22 protein-coding genes and 1 pseudogene are annotated in these 21,773 nt (G+C 70.0%); 16 read left to right on the top strand and 7 right to left on the bottom strand.

Going from position 1 to position 21,773, the window contains the following annotated elements; translation table 11 throughout:
• Positions 1-104: 104 nt before the first annotated feature.
• A complete protein-coding gene (locus IE272_RS23955; RefSeq protein ID WP_190007923.1) occupies positions 105-869 on the top strand; it encodes a hypothetical protein in 765 nt (254 codons plus the stop codon).
• Here the strand turns inward: IE272_RS23955 and IE272_RS23950 are convergent.
• The 5 genes from IE272_RS23950 to IE272_RS23930 all read right to left on the bottom strand — a co-directional run bounded on the left by IE272_RS23950 (position 859) and on the right by IE272_RS23930 (position 5,448).
• Positions 859-2,079, bottom strand: coding sequence for a glycosyltransferase family 4 protein (locus IE272_RS23950; RefSeq protein ID WP_050362949.1), 1,221 nt, complete (start codon positions 2,077-2,079; stop codon positions 859-861). The two genes, IE272_RS23955 and IE272_RS23950, sit on opposite strands and share 11 nt — an antisense overlap.
• A 70-nt stretch (positions 2,080-2,149) precedes the next feature.
• Positions 2,150-2,791 carry a class I SAM-dependent methyltransferase gene (locus IE272_RS23945; protein WP_050362948.1) on the bottom strand — a complete coding sequence of 214 codons (642 nt, stop codon included), beginning with the start codon at positions 2,789-2,791 and terminating at the stop codon, positions 2,150-2,152.
• The gene (locus tag IE272_RS23940) at positions 2,788-3,384 is read right to left on the bottom strand and encodes an SIS domain-containing protein (protein ID WP_056704475.1); all 597 of its coding nucleotides are present in this window, start codon (positions 3,382-3,384) and stop codon (positions 2,788-2,790) included. Before IE272_RS23940 ends, IE272_RS23945 begins: the two co-directional genes overlap by 4 nt.
• A 47-nt stretch (positions 3,385-3,431) precedes the next feature.
• Positions 3,432-3,740: an acyl carrier protein gene (locus tag IE272_RS23935; RefSeq protein WP_143202812.1), complete on the bottom strand. Its 309-nt coding sequence runs from the start codon at positions 3,738-3,740 to the stop codon at positions 3,432-3,434.
• Positions 3,730-5,448, bottom strand: coding sequence for a class I adenylate-forming enzyme family protein (locus IE272_RS23930; RefSeq protein ID WP_050362945.1), 1,719 nt, complete (start codon positions 5,446-5,448; stop codon positions 3,730-3,732). Before IE272_RS23930 ends, IE272_RS23935 begins: the two co-directional genes overlap by 11 nt.
• Positions 5,449-5,640: 192 nt before the next feature.
• Between IE272_RS23930 and IE272_RS23925 the strand changes: the two genes are divergently transcribed.
• From IE272_RS23925 to IE272_RS23910, 4 genes are all read left to right on the top strand, one after another.
• Entirely contained in the window at positions 5,641-6,159 is a 519-nt protein-coding gene (locus IE272_RS23925; protein ID WP_229897567.1) for a hypothetical protein, read from the top strand.
• A gap of 74 nt (positions 6,160-6,233) precedes the next feature.
• Positions 6,234-6,761 carry a hypothetical protein gene (locus tag IE272_RS23920; RefSeq protein WP_056704479.1) on the top strand — a complete coding sequence of 176 codons (528 nt, stop codon included), beginning with the start codon at positions 6,234-6,236 and terminating at the stop codon, positions 6,759-6,761.
• On the top strand, positions 6,742-7,968 hold the full coding sequence (locus IE272_RS23915) for an MAB_1171c family putative transporter (protein WP_190007921.1): 1,227 nt from the start codon (positions 6,742-6,744) through the stop codon (positions 7,966-7,968). The genes IE272_RS23920 and IE272_RS23915 overlap by 20 nt, the downstream gene beginning before the upstream one ends.
• A gap of 12 nt (positions 7,969-7,980) precedes the next feature.
• The gene (locus tag IE272_RS23910; protein WP_190007919.1) at positions 7,981-9,558 is read left to right on the top strand and encodes an MFS transporter; all 1,578 of its coding nucleotides are present in this window, start codon (positions 7,981-7,983) and stop codon (positions 9,556-9,558) included.
• Positions 9,559-9,630: 72 nt separating this feature from the next.
• On the opposite strand, the gene IE272_RS39350 is transcribed toward IE272_RS23910, so the two are convergent.
• Positions 9,631-9,990 carry a hypothetical protein gene (locus IE272_RS39350; protein ID WP_373304187.1) on the bottom strand — a complete coding sequence of 120 codons (360 nt, stop codon included), beginning with the start codon at positions 9,988-9,990 and terminating at the stop codon, positions 9,631-9,633.
• 334 nt (positions 9,991-10,324) lie between these two features.
• Here IE272_RS39350 and IE272_RS23900 point away from each other — a divergent pair.
• Together IE272_RS23900 and IE272_RS23895 are read left to right on the top strand one after the other, a co-directional pair.
• Positions 10,325-10,709, top strand: a pseudogene (locus tag IE272_RS23900) (helix-turn-helix domain-containing protein); the annotation flags it as partial.
• A 552-nt stretch (positions 10,710-11,261) separates the two neighbouring features.
• Positions 11,262-11,801 carry an SMI1/KNR4 family protein gene (locus IE272_RS23895; RefSeq protein WP_229897564.1) on the top strand — a complete coding sequence of 180 codons (540 nt, stop codon included), beginning with the start codon at positions 11,262-11,264 and terminating at the stop codon, positions 11,799-11,801.
• A gap of 553 nt (positions 11,802-12,354) precedes the next feature.
• Here the strand turns inward: IE272_RS23895 and IE272_RS23890 are convergent.
• On the bottom strand, positions 12,355-13,302 hold the full coding sequence (locus IE272_RS23890) for a LysR substrate-binding domain-containing protein (RefSeq protein ID WP_056704485.1): 948 nt from the start codon (positions 13,300-13,302) through the stop codon (positions 12,355-12,357).
• A 163-nt stretch (positions 13,303-13,465) separates the two neighbouring features.
• On the opposite strand from IE272_RS23890, the gene IE272_RS23885 reads away from it, so the two are divergent.
• The 9 genes from IE272_RS23885 to kynU are packed head-to-tail and all read left to right on the top strand — an operon-like array spanning position 13,466 to position 21,728.
• Entirely contained in the window at positions 13,466-14,893 is a 1,428-nt protein-coding gene (locus IE272_RS23885; RefSeq protein ID WP_229897562.1) for a 2-hydroxymuconic semialdehyde dehydrogenase, read from the top strand.
• A complete protein-coding gene (locus tag IE272_RS23880; RefSeq protein WP_079045438.1) occupies positions 14,890-15,735 on the top strand; it encodes a 2-keto-4-pentenoate hydratase in 846 nt (281 codons plus the stop codon). The genes IE272_RS23885 and IE272_RS23880 overlap by 4 nt, the downstream gene beginning before the upstream one ends.
• Positions 15,732-16,505 carry a 2-keto-4-pentenoate hydratase gene (locus IE272_RS23875; protein WP_056704491.1) on the top strand — a complete coding sequence of 258 codons (774 nt, stop codon included), beginning with the start codon at positions 15,732-15,734 and terminating at the stop codon, positions 16,503-16,505. Before IE272_RS23880 ends, IE272_RS23875 begins: the two co-directional genes overlap by 4 nt.
• Positions 16,502-16,939, top strand: a complete 438-nt coding sequence (locus IE272_RS23870) for a RidA family protein (protein WP_050362932.1) — start codon at positions 16,502-16,504, stop codon at positions 16,937-16,939. The genes IE272_RS23875 and IE272_RS23870 overlap by 4 nt, the downstream gene beginning before the upstream one ends.
• On the top strand, positions 16,936-17,508 hold the full coding sequence (locus IE272_RS23865) for a 3-hydroxyanthranilate 3,4-dioxygenase (RefSeq protein WP_190007914.1): 573 nt from the start codon (positions 16,936-16,938) through the stop codon (positions 17,506-17,508). Before IE272_RS23870 ends, IE272_RS23865 begins: the two co-directional genes overlap by 4 nt.
• Positions 17,505-18,527, top strand: a complete 1,023-nt coding sequence (locus IE272_RS23860) for an amidohydrolase family protein (RefSeq protein WP_050362930.1) — start codon at positions 17,505-17,507, stop codon at positions 18,525-18,527. The genes IE272_RS23865 and IE272_RS23860 overlap by 4 nt, the downstream gene beginning before the upstream one ends.
• Positions 18,524-19,438, top strand: coding sequence for an acetaldehyde dehydrogenase (acetylating) (locus tag IE272_RS23855; RefSeq protein ID WP_056704492.1), 915 nt, complete (start codon positions 18,524-18,526; stop codon positions 19,436-19,438). The genes IE272_RS23860 and IE272_RS23855 overlap by 4 nt, the downstream gene beginning before the upstream one ends.
• Entirely contained in the window at positions 19,435-20,499 is a 1,065-nt protein-coding gene (dmpG, locus tag IE272_RS23850; protein ID WP_050362928.1) for a 4-hydroxy-2-oxovalerate aldolase, read from the top strand. Before IE272_RS23855 ends, dmpG begins: the two co-directional genes overlap by 4 nt.
• Positions 20,493-21,728: a kynureninase gene (gene kynU, locus IE272_RS23845; protein ID WP_190007912.1), complete on the top strand. Its 1,236-nt coding sequence runs from the start codon at positions 20,493-20,495 to the stop codon at positions 21,726-21,728. The genes dmpG and kynU overlap by 7 nt, the downstream gene beginning before the upstream one ends.
• Positions 21,729-21,773 lie beyond the last annotated feature (45 nt).

Raw genomic sequence — 21,773 nt, 5'->3', positions numbered from 1 at the left:
AAGTTCATTCACCTCTTGCGGACTTGACGACTCCTCCCGCAATCTCTTATCAATGCAGAATGGGCCAGGACACTGGCGCCCGTCCGCTTCGGAGGTGGAGTTCCATGGCGATCAACCGCATAACCCAACAGGCCACCGCTTTTCTGGCCAGGAGTTACGACTCGCTGTCCCGTCCCCTGCACCCTGCCGTCGCCGAGCTCATCGGCCGGAACATTCCCGCCGTCGATGGCCCCTGGCTGGAGCCGTTCAACGGCCAGCGGGCCCGACAGGACATGTTCCGCTCCCTGGTCAGCGCAGTGCGCCCGGCTGCCCTCTACGAATCGGGCAGCTATCGGGGCGCATCGACACGCTTCCTGTGGCAGGTCTCGGGAAAACCCGTATACACCGCCGAGAAGAACCCTGGCTTCGCCCGCTACGTAGCCCGGGAGTTTCGCCACGTACCCGAAATCAAAGTTATCAATCGCGATTCACGAGACGCGCTGCTAATGCTGCGACAAGGTGAACACGTTCCATCTTCAGAGCCTTTCCTGTGCTACTTGGACGCGCACTGGAACGCTGATCTACCACTACGCCACGAAGTGGCCTTCATTCTGCAGAACTGGCCCCTCTCAGTCATCGTCATCGACGATTTCAAAGTCCCAGACGACGACGGCTACGGATTCGACGCGTACGGCCGAACCGAACTGACCGTGGAATATCTGGGAAGCTCGGCTCTGGGCGAGAGCCGTGTTCTGTGGCCGAGCTGCCCCGGGCGGGAGGAGACCGGGTACCGGCGCGGCTGTGTCGTGCTCGCTTCGCCCGAGCTGGCCGCCATCGTCAGCGGCCTGCCCGAGCTGCGCGGCATTCCCGGCCTGACGGTCACGGGCTGACCCTCCCGGTGCGCGCCGTCCCTTGGGTCGTTCTCGCGGGGGCGGCGCGAAGCCGCTCGTAGACCTTCAGATATCCGTCGACCATAGCCTCGGCGGCGAACTCCCGCCGCCCTGCCTCTTGGGCGCGGCGGGCGTCAGCCGCCGCCCGTTCCGGGGCGTCGAGCAGGGCGCAGACCGCGTCGGCCAGCGCGGTGGGGTCGTGCGGCGGCACCGGGACCGTGCCCGGGCAGCACTCAAGGACCTCGGACAGGCCGGAAACCGACGCGGCCACCAGGGGACGGCCCGCTGCGACTGCCTCGATGGCGGACAGGCAGAGGCCCTCGGCGTGGCTGGGCTGCACCACCACGTCCGCAGCGCCGTAGATCGCGCGCATCGCCCCGAACGGCCGGTCAGAACCACGCAGAAGCACATGCCCGCGCAGCCCCAGCGCGTCGATGTCGTCCTCCAACCACCGCAAGTAGGTGGCCGACGCGGAGTTCAGGGAGCCCACCAGGACGGCCCGGGCCCGGGGGTGCCTGGCGACGATGTCGGCCATCGCCCGCACCAGCTCGCGCTGGCCCTTGCGTTCCTTGTACCGGCCCACGAGCAGTACCAGCGGGTCGTCGGGCTCGACGCCGAGCCAGGAGCGGGCGTCCTGGATCTCCCGCTCGTGGGCGCCGCCGTACAGGCCGGCCTCGATGCCGTAGCGCACAAGGTGCACGTGGTCCGGAGCCGCGCCGTAGCCGATGGCCTGGTCGTGGTAGGCACGGCTGCCCACCACCATGGCGTCGTAAGGCAGTTGCCCGAAGACCAGGCGGGAGCGGGAGGCGCCGAACGGGTCGACGTCGGGGGTGGTCTCGTTCATCGTCACAACCAGCGGACAGTCGAGACCGCCCCGCATCATCGCGCCGAGGACGGCGCCGACCTGGCAGAAGGTCTGCAGGATGTCGACGCCGCTGGAGCCGATGACGCGTTCGGCGTCGCCGAGCAGCCCGAAGAGCCGCTCCTCCCACGGCACCCGGTCAGGCTCCGACCAGCGTGCGGCGTCGGTGCGCACACGGTGTACGCGCACGCCGAGCATTTCCTCCTGCGCCTCGGTCTGCGCGTAACGTTCGGTGAGGACATCGACTTGGTGGCCGCGCCGAACCAGGCCCGCGGCGAGGGTGTAGATCTGTGTCTCCGACCCGCCGTGGACAGGCGGGAAGGTGGGGGTGAGGAACCAGATGCGCACGGCGCTCCCTTCTTGCGGCGGGCAGGGGTGTCCGCCGGAGCTGGGCGATGGGCGGTCGCGAGCCGGGGGGTCAGGTGGTCCGCCAGAGCTGGACGTGATAGCGGTCTCCGGCGTACGTAAGCTCCTCCACGTGCGTGAGCTCGGCGACCGCCGCCAGGTCGCCGTAGGCGGGGATCGGCCGGGTCACGGTGGAGGTGGTGGCACTGGAGACGTCACGCGGGACGGCTGACGGGTTGTGGCCATCCACGATGAGAACGCGGCCTCCGCGCGGCGTCACCACCCGACCCATCTCCCGCACGGAGGACCGGAACACCGCGTCGTCGGTGAGGTGCTGCAACGTGAAGACAGCCAAGACGGTGTGGAAGGACCCGTCGGCGAAGGGCAGTTCGTCAATGCCGGAGCGGATCGCGAGAGCCGACCTGCCATCGAGGGCGCGGGCCGCCCTGCGTACCATCTCCGCCGACCGGTCGACTCCCACCGTCCAGCGGGCACGGGCACTCAGCCAGGCGGTGAGCCGTCCGACGCCACAGCCGAGGTCGAGCACCCGGTCCCGGGTCAGGTCGGGCAGGAGACGCGCGATCAGCTCCTTCTGCTCGCGGTCGACCTCGGCGCACTGCTCGGGCGTCCAACGCCCGGAGAGCACGGCGTGCAGGCCCGGCCGGCGCGCCCGCTCGTCCCAGATGTCCGCCCCAGCGGCCGCGCCCCGGTTCACCGCGTACCGCCCACGGTCGGCGAGGCCGCGACCGACGACGAGGCGAGGGCGCGGGCGCCGAGCAGCTCGGTGATCATATGGTTGACCGCGAGGTGCAGGTCCTCGACGACTCCGTAGTGGTCCGCGGGCACCATGATCACGTCGTCGGCGAGGGAACGCGCCCTGCCACCGTCGAAGCCAAGCAGAGCGATGGTCTCCACCCGGCGGGTGCGCGCCGTGGTCAGCGCCTGCACGATGCTGGGCGAGTTTCCGCTGGCGGTGACCACGATCAGGATGTCGCCGGCCCGGGCCTGGGTGGCGAGCTGGGCGGCGAAGACCGCCTCGTAGGAGACGTCGTTGGCCCAGGCGGTCAGCACCGAGGTGTCGAGCAGCGGGACCACTCTGTTCCCAGCCGCGAGGCCCGGCGTAGCGGACTTCGCCAGGTCGCACGCCATGTGCGAGGCCGTGGCAGCGCTACCGCCGTTCCCGACAACGAAGACGGTGGCGCCGCGGGCCCAGGCGGCTTCGATCCGGTCGGCGGCCGCGGTGACCTCGTCCGGGTCGAGACCGCGCGCGGCGTCGGCGAGGGCCTTGAGATAACTGTCCGGTTCCACTGAGTACTCCGGTTCCGCCGAGGGGCTCCGGGCTCCCCGGCCGGTCGTCAACGGATGCGGGTGGCACGCAGATGGTCGCAGAGGTCCTGGACCGTGTCGTACGAGGAGAGCAGCAGCCGGTCCTCGTCGAGGCGCACACCGAACTCCTCCTCGAAGGAGACCAGAGCCTCGATGAAGGCCAGCGAGTCGACCCCGAGATCCTCGGCGAGGGACTGCCCGGGTGCGATCTCCTCTTCGGGCCGCGGCGGGATACTCAGCACGGCCAGCTTCCGCACCGCCCAGGCAGCCACGCGATCCGCTTCCTGCCCGCCGTTCATCCGGGCGGCGGCTTCGTCCTGTACTTCGTTAGTCGTCAACGGCCTGCCTCCTCGACTTGGGACACGTCCGGGCCGGTACGTCGCTCCCGGCCGGGGAATCCCGGCTGAGGGTGTGCAACGCCGATCGGTCGATCTTGCCGGTACGCGTACGCGGGAACTCCGCCACCGCCTCGATGCGCCGCGGACGCTTGTGGGCACTGAGTCGGTCTCGGCAGAAGCCGATCACCTCCTTCAGCACGGTGGCTTGCCGATCAGGTGCACCTGCCTCCGGTGCACGACCGCAGGCGCCGTGCGCGTCGGGAGCGAGGCGTACCCATGCCACCAGCGTCTCCCCTGCCCGGGCGTCGGCGCGCACCGCACACACGGCCTCGGCCACCGCGGGGTGTGCGGTGAGAGCGGCTTCGACCTCTTCAAGGGAAACGTTCATCCCGCTGACGATCGCGATGTTGCGTAGCCTGCCGCGCAGATACAGGAAGCCGTCCTCGTCGAGGCGGCCGAGATCTCCGGTACGCAGCCAACCGTCGCGCAGCACCTGCGCGCTCTCCTCCGGACGGTCGTAGTAGCCGGTCATCACCCCGGGGCCACGGACCGCGATCTCTCCGCTCCGGCCCGCGGGGAGGACACCGAACTCCTCGTCACGTACGCTCACTTCGATGCCGGGTAGGGCGCGGCCGACGGATCCGGGGCGGTCGTGGCGGTCGCGGCGGCGCATCGTGGTCACCCTCGGCCCGGCCTCGGTCTGGCCGTACGTTTCCACCAGTTCCACACCGGGCAGCCGCTCTTCGATGCGGTCGAGTATCTCCTGCGAGGTGGCGGCGCCGCCGTACACGATGTGCCGCAGCGAATGCAGGTCGTACGCCCGATCCCAGTCGCCCAGGGTGAGGAGGCGGAGCATGGCGGGCACGAGCAGGGTCGAGGTGACACCGTGCCGCTCGACGAGCCGCCCGAAGCGGCTGGGCAGGAAGTCGCCGTCGAGCAGCACGAGATGGCCGCCGCTGTCGAACTGGCCGACGAGTTGGACGGTGTTGCAGTAGCCGAAGTTCAATGGCACTACGGCGAGCGCGACCTCGTGGCCCCCCGTGAGACCGAGCGACGCCCGGTGGGCCCGCGCGCTCGCGAGCAGGGCGGTGTGAGAGAGCACGACCCTCTTGGGCAGGCCGTACGAGCCGGAGGTGGCAAGCAGCACGGCGGCCGCCGCCGGGTCCACGCGGCGTTGCGGAGCGCACCCCACCGCTACCGCCCCGCAGGCGGTCCGCAGCTCCGTCAAGGCTCCGTCGGCGCGGGCGCGCACCGGGACGTACACGACCGCGGGCGCCGCCGCGGCCGGTGTTCCGCCGACCCGGTCCGTCGCATCGGCGCGCCGACCGGGACGGGCGTCCGGGGCCCTTGGTTCACACAGCAGCAACACCGGCTCGCAGAGCAGGAGTTCACCGCCGGTCTCGTGCGCGCTGAGATCAGGGGAGAGCGGGACGACGACGGCACCGAGCGAGAGGACGGCGAGGTAGAGAACCACGTACTCCGCGCTGCGCGGAAGTTGCAATGCCACGCGGTCACCCGCGCTCACCAGGGGCGCGAGGGCGTGGGAGAGATCACTCACCTCGCCCTGGAGCTGCCGGTATGTCAGACACAGCAGGCCATCGGTGAGCGCGGGCGCGAGTGGCGCCACGGTCGCGGAATGCGCGAAGGAGGAAGGGATCGTCAACGGTGGCGCGTCGGTGTCGGACGGAACCAACTCTCCGGTGTCCACAGGTGGTTCACCTCCACGACTGGACAGATCATCCGCTAAAGCGGATAGCCATGCCGCGCAGCTTACGCTGAAGCTGTCGCAGTCTGTCAACAGTCGCGGACACAGATCGAGCCCGCACCGCTAGACTCGTCCGCTGTAGCGGACAGGAGGTCGCCCGCTCACGAGTGAAGCGTTCGGACACGGAGGCACTGAATGACGGACAGCCACGACAGACGGACACCGAACCGTCGGTCGGCGAAGCCGATCAGCGAATGTCTGACGCATCTCATCACCACGCTCCACCCCGACGAGCGCACCAGGCCGGGCTACGCGCGCCTGGCCAAGGACATCCGGGAGGCGACCGGGGGCACACTCTCCGGCACGTACCTGTGGGAGCTGGCCACCGGCAAGAAGCACAACGTCACCGTCGATCAACTCGGCGTACTCGCGCAGTACTTCGGTGTGCCTCCCGAGTACTTCTTCAGCGCAGAGGTAGCCGACCGCGTCAACACCCAACTGCGCCTCGCCACCGCGCTGCGCGACAACAAGGTCCGCTCTCTGGCGCTGCGTGCCGAAGGACTCTCCGGCGAGACCCTGGACGCACTGCTCGCCATGGTCGACCAGGCCCGCAGGCTGCACCACCTGCCGGACATCGAGGAGACACCGCCGTACGACGCGGCGGCACCTGCCCCAACCGACCATGAGCGCATCCCGGCCGACGGGGAGTCCTGACGCCATGCAGAGAACTTCACCGCAGCAGCCAAGAGCGCCTCGGTCCGTACGATCCGCCGCTCACCGAAGGACGCATGAACTTGCTGTTCCCTTACCGCACCTTACGCCAGCGCTGTGAAGCGGTCCTCGACGAACTCGCGCTCCCCCGGTCCGACTCGGTGCACCAGCTGTGCCGGCACGTTGCACGTCGGCGCGGTCGCCCGATCCATCTGCACCCGCTGCCGGCCGAGGGCCGCGTCGGTGGCGCCTGCGGTGCATGGCTCGCCACCGACACACACGACCACGTCTTCTTCGAGCTGGGGACCACCCGCCCCCACCAGGACCACATCATCCTGCACGAGATCAGCCACATGCTTCTCGACCACCAGCATCCCGTCACGGACGAGACCAGCCCGGCGCGAGCGGTCCTGCCCGACCTCGATCCGCAACTGATTCGGCGTCTGCTGCGCCGCGCCGCCCATACCACGCGGCAGGAGCAGGATGCCGAGATGCTGGCCAGTCTGATCCTCAGCAAGACTCTGCACCGGGCCCGCCACTCCACACACGGCACGACACAAGCCCTCGAAAGGGCTTTTGGCCTCCATGTTCTCGGCGACCGCTGACGTCGGCGCGCTGGGCGCCACCGCGCAGACCTTGGGCACCCTGTGCATGTGGGCCGCCGTCCTGCTGCGTCTGCCGCACACCGTCGGCTCGCGGCAGCAGCGCGAGCTCTGGCTGGCCTGCCTCGCCGCCGCCGCCGCGAACACCCTCGACCTGGACAGCGTCGGCGCCCTCTTCGACCGGACCTTCGGCAGCCTGCACAGCATGGACCTGATCCGCAACATCTGCGGCATCATCTCGGCCTTCGCCCTGCTCGAACTGGTCCTCTCCCTGAACACCGGCACCCGACGCCGGGCGCTGCTGGTGTGGTTACGGGTCGCCGCCTGCTGCGTAGTGGCAGGCCTCCCCGCCCTGGACGCGCTGTACGGCCCGCATGGGCGGCACCTCATCCAGGACGGCGCGGCGTCACCCACACCGCCCGCCCCGTACTGGCTTGTCATCATCACCACACATCTGGCCGCCAACGCCCTGTGCCTTCTCGTCTGCCTGAGCCGGGGACGGCATTGCGCCGACCGATCCCTGAGAGCGGGTCTGCTTCTGCTCGGTTCCGGTACGGCCATGGCCGGCGTCTTCTGGCTCAACTCGCTCTCCCACCTCCTCGGCCACACTCGGGGTGGGACCGCCCAGCCGTTCGCCCTCGCGCTGCACGGACTCCTCATCGCCGCCACGCTGGCCCTACCCACCACAGCCGCAGCCCACCGCACCTTCCGCGACGTCAGGAACTGGTGGCGGATCCGGCCCCTGTGGCGCGACCTGGTGGAGGCGTGTCCACACGTGCTGCTCATTCCCCGGCGCGGCCGGGGAATCCTGCGACCTCTGGGTCCTCCCAGGCTCCTGCTGTACCGCCGGCTCATGGAGATCCGCGACGCCATCCTCACGCTCTCTCCCTATGCAACGACCGAACTGCACCAGTACGCGCGTGAATTCGCCGAAAACCAGGACGGCAGTGCAAGCACCCCGAGCGGACCCGATCCGTGCCGCCACGCCTCGGACGCGGCCGGGGCCTTCCCGGCCGCGGAACTCGCCGTCCTCCTGAAGGGGGCCCGCGCGGCCCGAATGTCCGGCGCCGAACCTCAGCATGTCGCGCTTCCCATCGCGCAGATCGGCGCCGACACGCTGCCCGAGGAGACCGCGTTCCTGATCACAGTGACCCGGATCTACCGCTCGGCACCCTTGCCCGTCCACCCGCACGCACAACCCCGCAAGTGAGGAAGCACCACAATGACCACCGCAACCCCGCCCCGAGCCAGCCGGCGGGAGTGGATCGGACTCGTCGTCCTGGCCCTGCCGACGCTGCTGATCTCCATGGACATGACGGTCCTGTACCTGGCCGTACCTCATCTGAGCAGTGATCTGGAGCCGAGTTCCACGGAACTCCTGTGGATCATGGACATCTACGGGTTCCTGATCGCCGGCGCGCTGGTGCCCGCCGGCGCGCTCGGCGACCGCATCGGACGCAAACGCATCCTGCTCATCGGCGCCGCCCTCTTCGGCGTGGCTTCGGTTATCGCCGCCTACGCGGACAGCGCGGCGATGCTCGTCACCTCCCGCGCTCTCCTCGGCATCGCCGGTGCCACCCTGATGCCCTCGGCGCTGTCCCTGACCCGCGTGATGTTCCATCGCGGGACCCAGCGCAGCTTCGCCGTGGCCGTCATCATGACGAGCTTCTCCGTCGGCACCGCTGCCGGGCCCCTGATCGGTGGCATGCTCCTTGAACACTTCTGGTGGGGCTCGGTCTTCCTCTTGGGTGTTCCGGTGATGCTGCTGCTGCTCGCAGTCGGGCCCGCGCTCCTGCCCGAGTACCGCGACCCGGGGGCCGGCCGCATCGACCTGCCCAGCACCGCGCTCGCCCTGGCCGCGGTGTTGGGCGTCGTCTACGCGATCAAGCACGTCAGCACAGCGCGCCCGGACCTGGTCTTCGCCCTCACCCTCCTGCTCGGAGTGACCCTCGGCCTGCTCTTCGTACGCCGTCAGAACCACCTGGACGACCCGCTGCTCGACCTTTCTCTGCTCCGCGACCGGGTCATCAACACCTCGCTGGGCACCTACTTGTTGGGCCTGTTCGCCATGGGGGGCACCCAGTTGTTCATCGCCCTGTACCTGCAGGAGGTCCTCGACCTGTCGCCGTTCTTGGCCGGTGCCTGGATGGTGCCCGCAGCCGCGGGCACCATCGTCGGCTCCTTGCTCGCCCCGCTGCTCGCCCGCCGCCTGCGCCCCGGGAAGGTCATCACCGGCAGCCTCACCGTCGCGGCGCTCGGGTTCGCCGCCCTCTCCCAGGTCGGCCCGGACGACCTGGCGTTGCTCATCATCGGCTATGAACTCGTGGCCCTGGGACTGAGCCCCATGATCGCGCTCTGTGCCGACTTCGTGATCAGTACCGCACCGCCCGAACGGGCCGGTGCGGCCTCCGCGCTGTCGGAGAGCAGCGGAGAACTGGGGGTGGCTCTGGGTGTCGCGCTGCTCGGCACCTTCGGCACCGCCGTGTACCGGTCCCACCTCACCGACCACCTGCCCGACGGACTGCCCGCAGCGACGGCGGACGCCGCGCGCTCCACTCTCGGCGGCGCCTCGGAAGCCGCCGCCGATCTTCCGCGGCACCTCGCCGAGCCGCTCCTCGCGGCGACCCGCGGGGCCTTCGCCAGTGGCCTCGGCCAGACCTCGGCGGTGGCCGTCGTCATCGTCCTGGCCGCCGCTGTGCTCGCTGGGGTACGGCTGCGCCACCTGCCGACGAGCACAGAGACTGAACGCGCCGCCGAGCAGGCCGCGGAGCAGTCGGGCGTGCCGCAGAACGGGGCATGAAACCGGGGTCGACGCACGGCATCAGCAGTCGACCCCTCACCGGGTGGCCACGAGGGACGGCGGCGGCTACAGCTACCTCCACAACGCCGCGAACGAATCTGCAGCGCGCAGCTCAGTCAGCAGGGCCGGGTGCAGGGCCGGCCAGACCCCGGCAACGTCACGCCAGGCCACGTCCCTGCGCAGCACGTAGATGATGCCTGCCAACGCCACCCGGTCAGCGCCCTCGATGACTGACCGGCCTGCGTACAGAGCCGTCCTTGCTGCTGCCTCCCAGCCGGGTGGCTGCTGATAGCTCGCGCCGTGCTTGCGGTCCTGCACTGCAGCAGCGGCAGAATGCCACTGGTCGGCCCGGCAGATGCTTCCCAGCAGGTCCAGTAACTCAGCCTTGCAAGCCACGTACGGAGACCCGGCCAGTTCAAGAAGGAACGGCACCGTGGGAGCTGTCACCTCGCCAACGACGAACCCCAGCGAACATAGGGCATCGCCCAGGTCATCAATGGCGATGCGAGCCGTATCCTCATCCCGGTATGCGATCCGGGACAGGAGAGGGTGCCACCGCCGGCGGTGGCACCCGTCGCGTCGCGTAGTTCTCCCCAGCGGACCCCGGAAACGCCCTTCAACAGACTTCCCACGTCCTGCTCCTCATCAGATCGTCGCGCCGGCCCTGGCGTGCTTTGAGCATGGTGCGGCCTTGGGCGAGGCCCTGACCAGGCGGCCCGTGACGGTATGGTGCCGCAGGGCCCCGGCTCGGCTTCATGATCTTGCTGTGACTGGAGTGATCACGGCGTCGGCCCCGTCCTGGACAGCCTCCTTCACTGGGCTGAGCCTGCGCTGTTTCGGCAAGCTGGTAACTGCGCTGCGCAGTGAGGGGGCCGACGAGGTGCGGCGGGGCCGGCCGTGGGGACTGCCACTGGAGGACCGAGTGCTGCTGGTCACGACGTACTGACGGACAAACGTGACGCTGCGCCGGCTTGCCCCGCTCTTCGGGTTATCGAAGTCCGCGGCCGACCGAGTCATCAGACACCTCGGCGCCTTGCTCGCGCTCCGGCCGCGCAAGCGGTTCCGCAAGAACACGGTGCTGATCGTGGACGGAACCCTGGTCCCCACTCGCGACCGCACGGTGGCCGCGCAGTCGAAGAACTATCGATTGAACCTCGGCCTTCCCCTGCAACCCGGCAGCCATCTGCGGGACGCAGTTGTGCGACGTCTACCGATGTCTCGGCTCCGACGATCCCGACATCTGCCCGATCTCGCCGACGACTGGCGGATCCTTCACCGGGGCCGGATGGAGACCCTGCCGTCGCTTCCTCCTGTCCCCATCTCCGGTCGGGCGCGAGCAGTGCTCGACGCCGCGCTTTCCGCCCTCACCCCAGGTGGCGGAGAAGCCTCCGTCGACGTCCTCGCCGAGCGGCCGTTGCGACTGGGATTCCGGTCGGCCAGACCTCCGTCACTAACCATCCTGGAGGACGTGTGCTCTCTCTGGTCTGCGGTGAGCAAAGCGATCACGGTAGCGGCGACCGAACAGGGCATCGACGTGATCGTCGCCATGACGGAGGCCCCGCCCCAACCGGGTCCGATCGCTCAAGCCGTCATCGCCGCGCTCCAACCGGTCCCCGAGCAGTACCGGGCGGCCGTGGCGGACCATGTCCGGGACCCACCTTACTCATCATCGGAGTTCTGGAATGACGACGCCCCCTTCGCCCTTGACGGTCGCAGAATGGCGGGCGTTCCTCAGCGACTTCAACACCAGGCACATCAATTCTGACGAGGTCCGTGAGGCCATTGAGGACCAGCGCCATGTCATCAGCAAGGAGCGGCTGGAGGCCGGGTGGGCCGGCACCGAACCGGCGGGCGAAAAGGCGATCGTGGCCGCCGAGGAGCGGCTCGGGATGAGGCTTCCTGTCTCGTACCGAAACTTCCTCCACGTCAGTGACGGCTGGGAGGACATCGGGGCCGTCGATCTGTTCCAGGTCGGGGACATCGGCTGGTTCGCTGACCTGGACGCCGACCTCATTGAAGCGTGGTCGGACAGCGACTCCTTCGTGGACCAGCTCGCCGTGCTCAAGCGCTGCCTGCTGATCGGCCAAGACGACGGCGGCAGCGGCTGCTACTGGCTGCTGCACGCCGACAGCATCGCGGAAAACGGCGAGTGGACCGCGTATGTGTGGTGGCCCGGTGACGGTGACGCCCCCGACCCTCACCACGACTTCGCGGCCATGGCGCGGGAAGCAGTGCACTCCTAGTACTGCAACCGGACTTTGGTGTATTTCCTGCTCAACGGGCTTGAGCGTGGAGATTTGGCTGGATGGTGCCGGGTGCGGGGCGGGTTCGCCCGACCTGTCCCGCGAACGATTGACCACGCCGTGTGTAGTGATTTCTGAGAGCCTGTCCTCCAGGGCGAAATCGGCATCGGTGCTGATCAGCGACGGCAGCACGGACGTGCCGTCGAAGGCACACGGCGGGCAGTGCCCCGCCGTGGAAGGGGTCACCGCCCACCGCGGCGACGGCGAGGATGCCACCCGGGGAACGGCCCCGAGTCAGAAAGCCCGCCAGCCATTGGACGGCTCCCAGGGCGAGCGCAGACACTGCGGACCCGGAACGGCGCACACCAGCCGCCTGCGCGATGCGCCGCGATCCTGAACCCAGCCGCACGATCTGAGCCCACGTAGCCTTCCGCCCCATCTGCAACCCCCCACCCGGCCTGCAGGCATCGCCCGCCACGACGGCCCCGTCTGTACCGCAGCCCGACGCTCCGAGAATCGACCTGCAAGCGGACGGAAAAGGTGAAAACCACCGCTAACCAACCACCGGCGTTCCATCGAGCGTCTCGCGCAGCAGGACCGCTTCCTGGTCGAGGTGGTGGAGCAGCGCTTGGAGAGCGGGGGTGCGTGTCCGGTGGGCTGCTTCGGTGGTGCCCACCGTACGCCCCACCGAAGGGAGTTCGACCGGGAGCGCGGCGAGGTGCTCGTCCTCGCGCAGGACCAGTTCGGGCAGGAGCGCCACCATGTCCGTCTGGAGCAGCAGCGCCCGCATGGTGAGGATGGACGTGCACTCGATGCGGTCCGCCGGCGGCGTGAGGCCCCGGTCGACGAAGACGGCACCGAGTTCCTGGCGCAGGGCGGTCTGCTCGACGGGCAGGATCCACGGGAATCCGAGAGTGTCCGCGAGTGTGACGTCCGCGGTGTCGAGGAGCGGGTGGCCCGAGCGGACGGCGAGCCGGATCGGCTCCCGGTAGAGCTTCCGTTGGCGCAGCCCGTCCCCTTGCGAGGGGGTCGATCCCACCCGTCCCACGATGACGTCCAGTTCGCCTGCCAGCAGTGCCGGGTGGAGGACGTCCGGGGTCCCCTCCCGAACGACGACGGTGAGTCGGGGCCGTTCCCGTTTGAGCCCTGCGACCGCCCGGGGCAGGAGCACATTGGCTCCGGCCAGCAGGGTGCCCACGGTCACGGTGCCGTCCCGTCCCTGACGGAGTCCGGTGAGGTGGTCCCCGGCCCGGCGAATCTCGGCGACCACGGCGCGGGCGTGCTCCGTCAGGGCTTCGCCGTAGACGGTGGGCCGCATCCCGCGCGGTACACGGACGAAGAGCGGCAGGTCCGCGAGGGCTTCCAGCTCACGAAGGGTGCGGGTCGCGGCCGGCTGGGTGAGGTGCAGCGATTCCGCGGCCCGTACGACGCTCCCGCGCTCGTACACCGCGATGAGCAGAATCAGGTGCCGGAACTTCAACCGGCCGTCCAGGAGGTCCATCGCGACGGGCTCCTTCCGGGTACGGAGGGCTGTTCCATACCAGGATTGTTATAGCTGACGCGCCGATTGGCATTGGATCGGCATAGCTGGGTGGGTGCACTATACCGGCACACCCGAGGGCGAGTTTCGGACATGCCCCGGCTGGATGACGGAGGTTCACAGCGTGAGTTCACCCGTACGGCATTACGTAGGAGGCGGGTTCGACGCGTCCGGCGCGCCGATCCCGCTCGTCGATCCGGTCACCGGGCGTGTTGCCGGCGAGGTACCGCAGGCGTCCCGGGAGGTGGTAGACCGGGCGGTTCGTGCGGCCCGGGAGGCGCTGCGCGGGACGTGGGCGGTATGGAGCCCGGCCGAGCGGTCGCGGTTGCTGCACCGGATCGCCGACGGGATCGAGCGGCGCTTCGAGGAGTTCGTCGCGGCCGAGTGCGCCGACACCGGCAAGCCGCGGGCGTTGGCCTCGACGGTCGACATCCCCCGGGCCGTGGCCAACTTTCGCTCCTACGCGGAGCTCCTGGCCGGGCGCGGCGAACGGTCCTGGCACACCGCCACCCCGGACGGCCGCGGCGCGCTGAACTACACCGTCCACAAGCCGCTCGGCGTCGTCGCGGTGATCTCGCCGTGGAACCTGCCGCTGCTCCTGCTCAGCTGGAAGGTCGCGCCCGCCCTCGCGACCGGCAACACGGTGGTGGCCAAGCCGTCCGAACTCACCCCCGGCACAGCCTGTCTGCTGGCCGAGGTGCTGGCCGAGGCGGAGGTTCCGCCAGGAGTCTTCAACCTCGTGCACGGCCCGGGCGCGGACGCGGCCGGTCAGTGGCTCACCGAGCACCCCGGGGTGGACGCCGTCGCCTTCACAGGCGAGTCGCGCACCGGATCGATGATCATGCGCGCGGCTGCGGAGCGATTGGCGCCGGTCTCCTTCGAACTGGGCGGCAAGAACGCCGGACTCGTCTTCGACGACGCGGATCTTGAGCAGGCGGTCGCCGGCACCCTCCGCTCCGCCTTCACCCACAGCGGGCAGGTCTGTCTGTGCACCGAGCGGTTGTACGTGCAACGGCCCGTCTTCGACGCGTTCGCCGCCGCGCTCGCCACAGGTGCGAAGGAACTTTCCGGCTACGGCCCAATGGTCTCCGCCGCCCACCGGGACAAGGTCCTGGGCCACCTGGAGAGGGCCGCCACCGACGGGGACGTCCTGGCGGGCGGCGGGGTTCCGCGCTTCGGGGACGAACGGGACGGCGGCTTCTGGGTGGAACCCACCGTGCTGGCCGGACTACCAGAGGACCACCCGGCGGTACGGGACGAGATCTTCGGCCCGGTCGTACACCTCGCGCCGTTCGACACCGAGGACGAGGCATTGGCCCTCGCCAACGCCGGCCCGTACGGACTGGCCGCCACGGTGTGGACCGGTGACGTGAGCCGCGCCCACCGCGTCGCCCCCGCCCTGGAGGTCGGCACAGCCTGGGTCAACACCTGGAACCTGCGTGACCTCCGTACGCCCTTCGGCGGTGTGAAGGCTTCCGGGATCGGCCGTGAGGGCGGCGACCACTCCCTCGACTTCTTCTCCGAACCGATGAATGTGTGCGTGAAGCTGTGAGTACGACGGACAACACCGTGCCAGGGACGGGCACCCCACCCGACCCGGTGACGGGGGCCGCCGAGCGGCTCGACGAGGCGCACCGCACAGGCGTTCCGTGTGCACCGGTCCGCGACCTCCTGCCGCCCGGTGACCTGGAAACCGCCTACGCCGTCCAGTCCCTCCTGACCGAAAGACGCCTCGCCCTGGGCCGGCGCATCACGGGTTGGAAGATCGGTCTCACATCAACCGCGGTGCAGCGACAACTAGGCGTCGAAACACCGGACTTCGGTGCCCTCCTCGACGACACCGCCGTACCGGACGGCGCCGAGATCCCCTGGGGCTCGGTGCTCCAGCCCAGGGCAGAGGCCGAGGTCGCCCTGGTCCTCGAAAGTGACCTCGTACAGGAGCGGCACACGGTGGCCGATGTGATCCGCGCGACCGCTTTCGTGCTCCCCGCCGTCGAGGTGGTCGGCAGCCGGATCCGCGACTGGGACATCTCCGCCGTGGACACCGTCGCCGACAACGCCTCCAGCGGTGCGTACGTGCTGGGCACGCGGCCCGTACTCCTTCGGGACCTCGATCTGCGGTCCGCCGGCATGGTGTTGGAGCGCCGCGGCGAGCCCGTCTCCACCGGTGTGGGTGTCGCCTGCCTCGGTAACCCACTGCACGCGGCCATCTGGCTGGCGGACACACTCGTCCGGCTCGGCAGTCCGCTGCGGGCCGGGGACACGGTGCTCACCGGCGCGCTCGGTCCCATGGCCGTCGTCGAGCCTGGTGATGTGTTCGAGGCCCGGATCGACGGGCTCGGATCGGTGCGCGCGGCCTTCGGGCGCGTCGACACGGAAGGGGCGGTCCGATGAATATCACGGCTCTGGCCGAGTCCCTCGACCGTGCGGCATTGGACGCGCGTCCGCTGCCGGGCGGTGCCACCGGACTGGCCGACACCGCCGAGGCGTACGCCGTTCAGGACGCCCTGATCGTGCGGTGTCTGGACCGCGGTGAGCGGCTCACCGGCTTCAAGCTCGGCTTCACCAGCCTCGCCAAGATGCGGCAGATGGGCGTTGCGGATCTGATCCACGGACGGCTGACGGATCGGATGGAGATCCCCGACGGGGGACAGTACGACATCTCGGGGCTGATCCATCCGCGGGTCGAGCCGGAAGTGGCGTTCCTCCTGGGGAGCACCCTGCGTCCGGGCGCCGATCCGTTGGCGGCCGTCGCGGCCGTGGCGCCCGCGCTGGAGGTCATCGACTCCCGGTACGACGGATTCCGGTTCTCCCTGCCCGAGGTAATCGCCGACAACACCTCGGCTGCGGCCTACGCCGTGGGGGCCTGGGGAGAACCGGGTGCCGCGAGCGGACTGGGAAACCTGGGTGTCCTGCTGGAACTCGACGGCCGCCCGGTGGAGACCGGTTCCACCGCGGCGATCCTCGGACATCCGCTGCGCGCCCTCGCGGCGGCGGCCCGGCTCGCCGGTTCGCTGGAAGCGGGCACCGTGATCCTCGCCGGGGCGGCGACCGCCGCCGTACCGCTGCCCCCCGGTGCACACGTACGGGCGTCGGTCACAGGACTCGGTGCCGTCCAGTTCACCGCCACCACCGCTCCGACCATCACCGAGGAGGACGCGTGATCGTCCGCGGCGCCGCGCCGCCCCGCGGCCGTTTCCCGCACCTGAGGCGCGCGGGCGACTTCGTCTTCGTCTCCGGCACCAGCTCCCGGCGCCCCGACGGCACCTTCGTCGGCGCGAACGTCGACCCGATGGGCGTGACCGACCTCGACGTCCGGGCCCAGACCCGGGCCGTGCTCGACAACATCGCGGCGTTGCTCGCCGCGGCCGGCGGCGGCCTCGACGACCTGGTGTCGGTCACCACGTACCTCGTCAGCATGAACGACTTCGGAGGCTACAACGACGTCTACGCCGAGTACTTCGACGAGCACGGGCCGACCCGCACCACCGTCGCCGTCCACCAGTTGCCCCATCCCCACCTCCTGATCGAGATCAGCGGCGTGGCCCACCTCCCCCGGGGCGGCCACCTCCACCAGAGCGAGGAACAGCACCGATGACCATGAGACCGTTCAACCTCCAGTCCTGGATCGCGGAGAACCGGCACCTGCTCAAGCCACCGGTGGGCAATGTCCAGATCTGGCAGGACGCCGATCTGATGGTGACGGTCGTGGGCGGACCCAACCGGCGCACCGACTTCCACGACGACCCCATCGAGGAGTTCTTCTACCAGCTCAAGGGCGACATGGTGCTCCGCGTCATGGAGGAGGACGGACAGCCGCCGCGCGACATCCACATCCGCGAGGGGGACGTGTTCCTCGCACCGGTGCACCTGCGCCACTCCCCGCAGCGGCCGGAGGAGGACAGCATCGGTCTCGTCGTAGAGTTCGCCCGACCGCAAGGGCACCTCGACGCGTTCGAGTGGTACTGCATGGAGTGCCATCACTTGGTGCACCGCAGCGAGGTCCAGCTCACCTCGATCGTCGACGACCTGCCTCCGGTGTTCGGCGCCTTCTACGCCGACACGGCCGCACGCACCTGCCCCCACTGCGCCGCCGTGCACCCCGGCCGGGACTGGCCCGAACGGCTGCGTCCACGCACCCGCCGCGACGAGGAGGCAGGAGCGTGACCGTCGTCGACGTGCACGCCCACGTCTTCCCGGAGATAGGGCGCGCCGAATCCCGGCTGCTCACCGGCTCCGACGACGGCCCCTGGCTGCGCACCACGGACGGACCGGGCACCGGCATGATGATGGCCGGTTCCACCGAGTACCGGCCGGTGAGCCGCACCCTGTGGGACCCGGCGGAGCGCGTCGCCGACCTGGACCGGCTCGGCGTGGACGTCCAGGTGCTGTCCAGTACCCCCATGTTGTTCGGCTACGACCTCGAACCCGAGCGCGCCGTCGAGTGGTGCCGGACGGTCAACGCGCATCTGCTGCGATACGCCGCGCACGCCCCGGACCGGCTGGCCCCGCTCTGCCAGGTGCCCCTCCAGGACACCGAAGCCGCCTGTGCGATGGTCAGCGACGCCATGGGACAGGGCTTCCGCGGCGTCCACATCGGCAACCACCTCGGCGATCACGACCTCGACCACGGCGCGCTGGTCGAGTTTCTCGCCCACTGCGCCGAAGAGGACGCGGCCGTCCTGGTCCACCCCTGGGACCTGCCGTCCGGGCCGAGGTTCTCCCGGTACATGCTGGCCTGGCTCGCGGGCATGGCCGGCGAGACCCATCTGACCATCCTTTCGCTGATCCTGTCCGGCGCCTTCGAGCGCCTCCCGGCCTCGCTCCGGCTGATGTTCGCCCACGGCGGCGGCAGCTTCCCGTACCTCCTGGGACGGGCCGACAACGCCTGGCGCCGCCGGGACCTCGTACGCGCCGACAGTCCGCACCCGCCCTCGTCCTACACCGACCGCTTCTCCGTGGACTCGGCCGTCTTCGACCTCGGCGCGCTACGGCTCCTCGTGGACGTGATGGGAGTGGAGCAGGTGCTGCTCGGATCCGACCACCCCTTCCCGCTCGGTGAGGAGGAGATCGGCCGGCTCGTGCGGGAGAGCGAACTCTCCCCGGCGGAGCGGACCGCCGTCCTCGGCGGCAACGCCATCCGCTTCTTCGGTCTGGCACCGCTGGCGAAGGAGGCCGTCCGATGAAGGCAGCCGTGATCGGATCGGGCAACATCGGCACCGATCTCCTCATCAAGATCATCAGAGGGTCGGGGAACGTCACCGCCGCCGCGATGATCGGCATCGACCCGGAGTCGGAAGGGCTCGCACGGGCCCGCCGCCTCTCCGTGCCCACCAGCGCGGACGGAGTGGCCGGGCTCCTGGCCCTCGACGGATTCGACGAGATCGACGTGATCTTCGACGCCACGTCCGCCGCCGCCCACCACCGCAACGCCGCGGCCCTCGCGCCGTACGGCAAGACGATCGTCGACCTGACCCCCGCGGCGATCGGCCCGTACGTCGTACCGTCCGTCAACCTCGACGAGCACCTCGACGCACCCAACGTCAACATGGTCACCTGCGGCGGCCAGGCCACCGTTCCCATCGTTGCCGCCGTATCGGCGGTGGCACCGGTCCACTACGCGGAGATCGTCGCCTCGATCTCCTCCCGGTCGGCCGGCCCGGGCACCCGCGCCAACATCGACGAGTTCACCGAGACCACCTCCCGCGCCCTCGAACAGGTGGGCGGCGCGACCCGTGGCAAGGCGATCATCGTGCTCAACCCCGCCGAACCACCGCTGTTGATGCGCGACACCGTCCACTGCGTCGTCGACGACTGCGACCCGCAGCGGGTGGCCGCCTCCATTCACGCGATAGTCGACTCCGTCGCCGCATACGTGCCCGGCTACCGGCTCAAGCAGGAGCCGCAGTTCCGCGTCCTGGCGTCCGACGATCCACTGACGGCACTCGGGCTCGGCGGGCGGCTCCTCGTCTCCGTCTACCTGGAGGTCGAGGGCGCCGCCCACCACCTCCCGGCCTACGCCGGGAACCTCGACATCATGACCTCCGCCGCGCTGCGCACCGCCGAGCGCCTGGCCGAACGGAACCGGGCCCGATGACCAAGGTCTACGTCCAGGACGTCACCCTGCGGGATGGCATGCACGCCGTGTCGCACCGCTACACCCTCGAACAGGTCCGGACGATCGCCGCCGCCCTCGAAGCAGCCGGTGTCGACGCCATCGAAGTCGCCCACGGCGACGGCCTGTCCGGCTCGTCCGTCACCTACGGCCCCGGCGCACACACCGACGCGGAGTGGCTGGAAGCCGCGGCCGACGTGCTCGACCGCGCCAGGCTCACCACCCTGCTGCTGCCCGGCATCGGCACCGCCGACGATCTGCGCCGTGCCCACTCCCTCGGCGTCACCTCCGTGCGCGTCGCCACCCACTGCACCGAGGCGGACATCTCCGCCCAGCACATCGGCCTGGCCCGCGAACTGGGCATGGACGTGTCGGGCTTCCTGATGATGTCCCACCTGGCCCCGCCCGCCGAACTGGCCGCACAGGCCCGCCTCATGGAGTCGTACGGCGCACACTGCGTCTACGTCACCGACTCCGGCGGCCGGTTGACCATGGACGGCGTACGGGACCGGGTCCTCGCCTACCGCGACGCCCTCGACCCGGCCACCGAGATCGGCATCCACGCCCACCACAACCTCGGCCTGGGCGTGGCCAACAGCATCGTGGCGGTGGAAGCGGGGGCGTACCGCGTCGACGCCTCCCTCGCCGGGCAGGGCGCCGGCGCCGGCAACGCGCCTTTGGAGCCGACGGTGGCGGTGTTCGATCTCATGGGTTGGGAACACGGCTGCGCGCTGTTCCCGCTCATGGACGCCGCCGAAGAACTCGTACGACCGACCCAGGACCGGCCCGTGCGGGTCGACCGCGAGACCCTCACTCTCGGGTACGCCGGGGTGTACTCCAGCTTCCTGCGGCACGCCGAGAACACGGCCCTCCGCCACCGGCTCGACACCCGCGACCTGCTGGTCGAGGCCGGACGGCGGCGGCTGGTCGGCGGGCAGGAGGACCTGCTCACGGACATCGCGCTCGATCTCGCCAGGGACCGCGAAGCCGCCCCTGCCCCCGGGCGCGCCCCCTCACACGACGACGGAGACACTCCATGCTGACCGAACGCGCCACCGCACTCGACGCCACCGACCCCCTCGCCCACGTCCGCGCACGCTTCCTCCTCCCCGAAGGCGTCGTCTACCTCGACGGCAACTCCCTGGGCGCACTTCCCGCCGCCGTCCCGGCAGTCGTCGAGGAAGCCGTGCACCGTCAGTGGGGCACCGACCTGATCCGTTCCTGGAACGGCAACGGCTGGTGGGAGGCGCCGATCCGGACCGGCGACACACTCGGCCGACTGATCGGCGCGGCGTCCGGGCAGACGGTCGTCGGGGACTCCACCAGTGTCCAGCTCTTCAACACCCTGCTGGCCGCTGCCCGGATGCGCCCCGGACGCCGACTGCTGCTGACCGATCCCGACCACTTCCCCACCGACCAGTACATCGCCGACTCGGTGGGCCGACTCCTCGGGCTCGACGTCCGCCGGGTGCCGGCCCGCGAGGCTGCCGCGGTGCTGGCCGCCGAAGCCGGGAACGTCGCCGTGGCCGCCTACGCCCCGGTGGACTACCGCACCGGCGAGCTGTACGACATGGCCGCGCTCACCGCCGCCGCGCACGCCGCCGGTGCCCTGATGCACTGGGACCTGTGCCACGCGGCGGGCGCCCTCCCTGTCGAACTCGACTTCATCGAGGCGGACTTCGCGGTCGGTTGCGGCTACAAGTACCTCTCCGGCGGCCCCGGGGCGCCCGCGTTCGCCTATGTCGCCCAGCGGCACCAGTCGGACTTCGACCACCCCCTCACCGGCTGGCACGGACACGCGGAGCCGTTCGCCATGGCGGGTACGTACACCCCAGGGGCACACATCAGCCGGGCCCGGATCAGCACTCCGCCGCTGCTGTCGCTCCTCGCCCTCGAAGCCGCGCTGACGGCCTTCGACGGTGTGGATATGACGGCCGTACGGGAGAAGAACCTCTCCCTGACCGGGTTCTTCCAGGAGTGCGCCGACGAACTCCTCGACGGCCTCGGCTTCACCATGGCCACCCCGCGCGACCCGGCCCGCCGCGGCAGCCAGGTCGCCCTGCGCCACCCGGAGGCGTACCCGCTGGTGGCCGCGCTCACCGCCCGCGGTGTGATCGGCGACATGCGTGCCCCGGACCTGCTCCGGTTCGGATTCAACGCCCTCTACGTCACCCACGCGGACGTCCTGCACGCCGTCCGCGCGCTGCTCGCCGTCGTGACCGACGGCGAGCACCACAGCCCCGAATTCCGGCAACGCCCCACCGTCACCTGATTCGGCCCGCCCGCCCCAGGGGCACACGGCACACCCCGCTCCCTT

This window comes from Streptomyces anulatus (assembly GCF_014650675.1).
GTDB classification, from domain to species: domain Bacteria; phylum Actinomycetota; class Actinomycetes; order Streptomycetales; family Streptomycetaceae; genus Streptomyces; species Streptomyces anulatus.
The sequence above is the reverse complement of the archived record's forward strand: the minus strand, read 5'-3'. Positions and strand labels throughout refer to the sequence as shown.

What these genes read in the sequence shown, in the direction of transcription:
- dmpG (WP_050362928.1), top strand. Translation starts at nt 19,435, where the DNA reads ATGACCAAGGTCTACGTCCAGGACGTCACCCTGCGGGATGGCATGCAC.
- kynU (WP_190007912.1), top strand. Translation starts at nt 20,493, where the DNA reads ATGCTGACCGAACGCGCCACCGCACTCGACGCCACCGACCCCCTCGCC.
- IE272_RS23890 (WP_056704485.1), bottom strand. Translation starts at nt 13,302, where the DNA reads ATGGACCTCCTGGACGGCCGGTTGAAGTTCCGGCACCTGATTCTGCTC.
- IE272_RS23955 (WP_190007923.1), top strand. Translation starts at nt 105, where the DNA reads ATGGCGATCAACCGCATAACCCAACAGGCCACCGCTTTTCTGGCCAGG.
- IE272_RS23925 (WP_229897567.1), top strand. Translation starts at nt 5,641, where the DNA reads ATGACGGACAGCCACGACAGACGGACACCGAACCGTCGGTCGGCGAAG.
- IE272_RS23910 (WP_190007919.1), top strand. Translation starts at nt 7,981, where the DNA reads ATGACCACCGCAACCCCGCCCCGAGCCAGCCGGCGGGAGTGGATCGGA.
- IE272_RS23920 (WP_056704479.1), top strand. Translation starts at nt 6,234, where the DNA reads ATGAACTTGCTGTTCCCTTACCGCACCTTACGCCAGCGCTGTGAAGCG.
- IE272_RS23915 (WP_190007921.1), top strand. Translation starts at nt 6,742, where the DNA reads ATGTTCTCGGCGACCGCTGACGTCGGCGCGCTGGGCGCCACCGCGCAG.
- IE272_RS23855 (WP_056704492.1), top strand. Translation starts at nt 18,524, where the DNA reads ATGAAGGCAGCCGTGATCGGATCGGGCAACATCGGCACCGATCTCCTC.
- IE272_RS23865 (WP_190007914.1), top strand. Translation starts at nt 16,936, where the DNA reads ATGACCATGAGACCGTTCAACCTCCAGTCCTGGATCGCGGAGAACCGG.
- IE272_RS23875 (WP_056704491.1), top strand. Translation starts at nt 15,732, where the DNA reads ATGAATATCACGGCTCTGGCCGAGTCCCTCGACCGTGCGGCATTGGAC.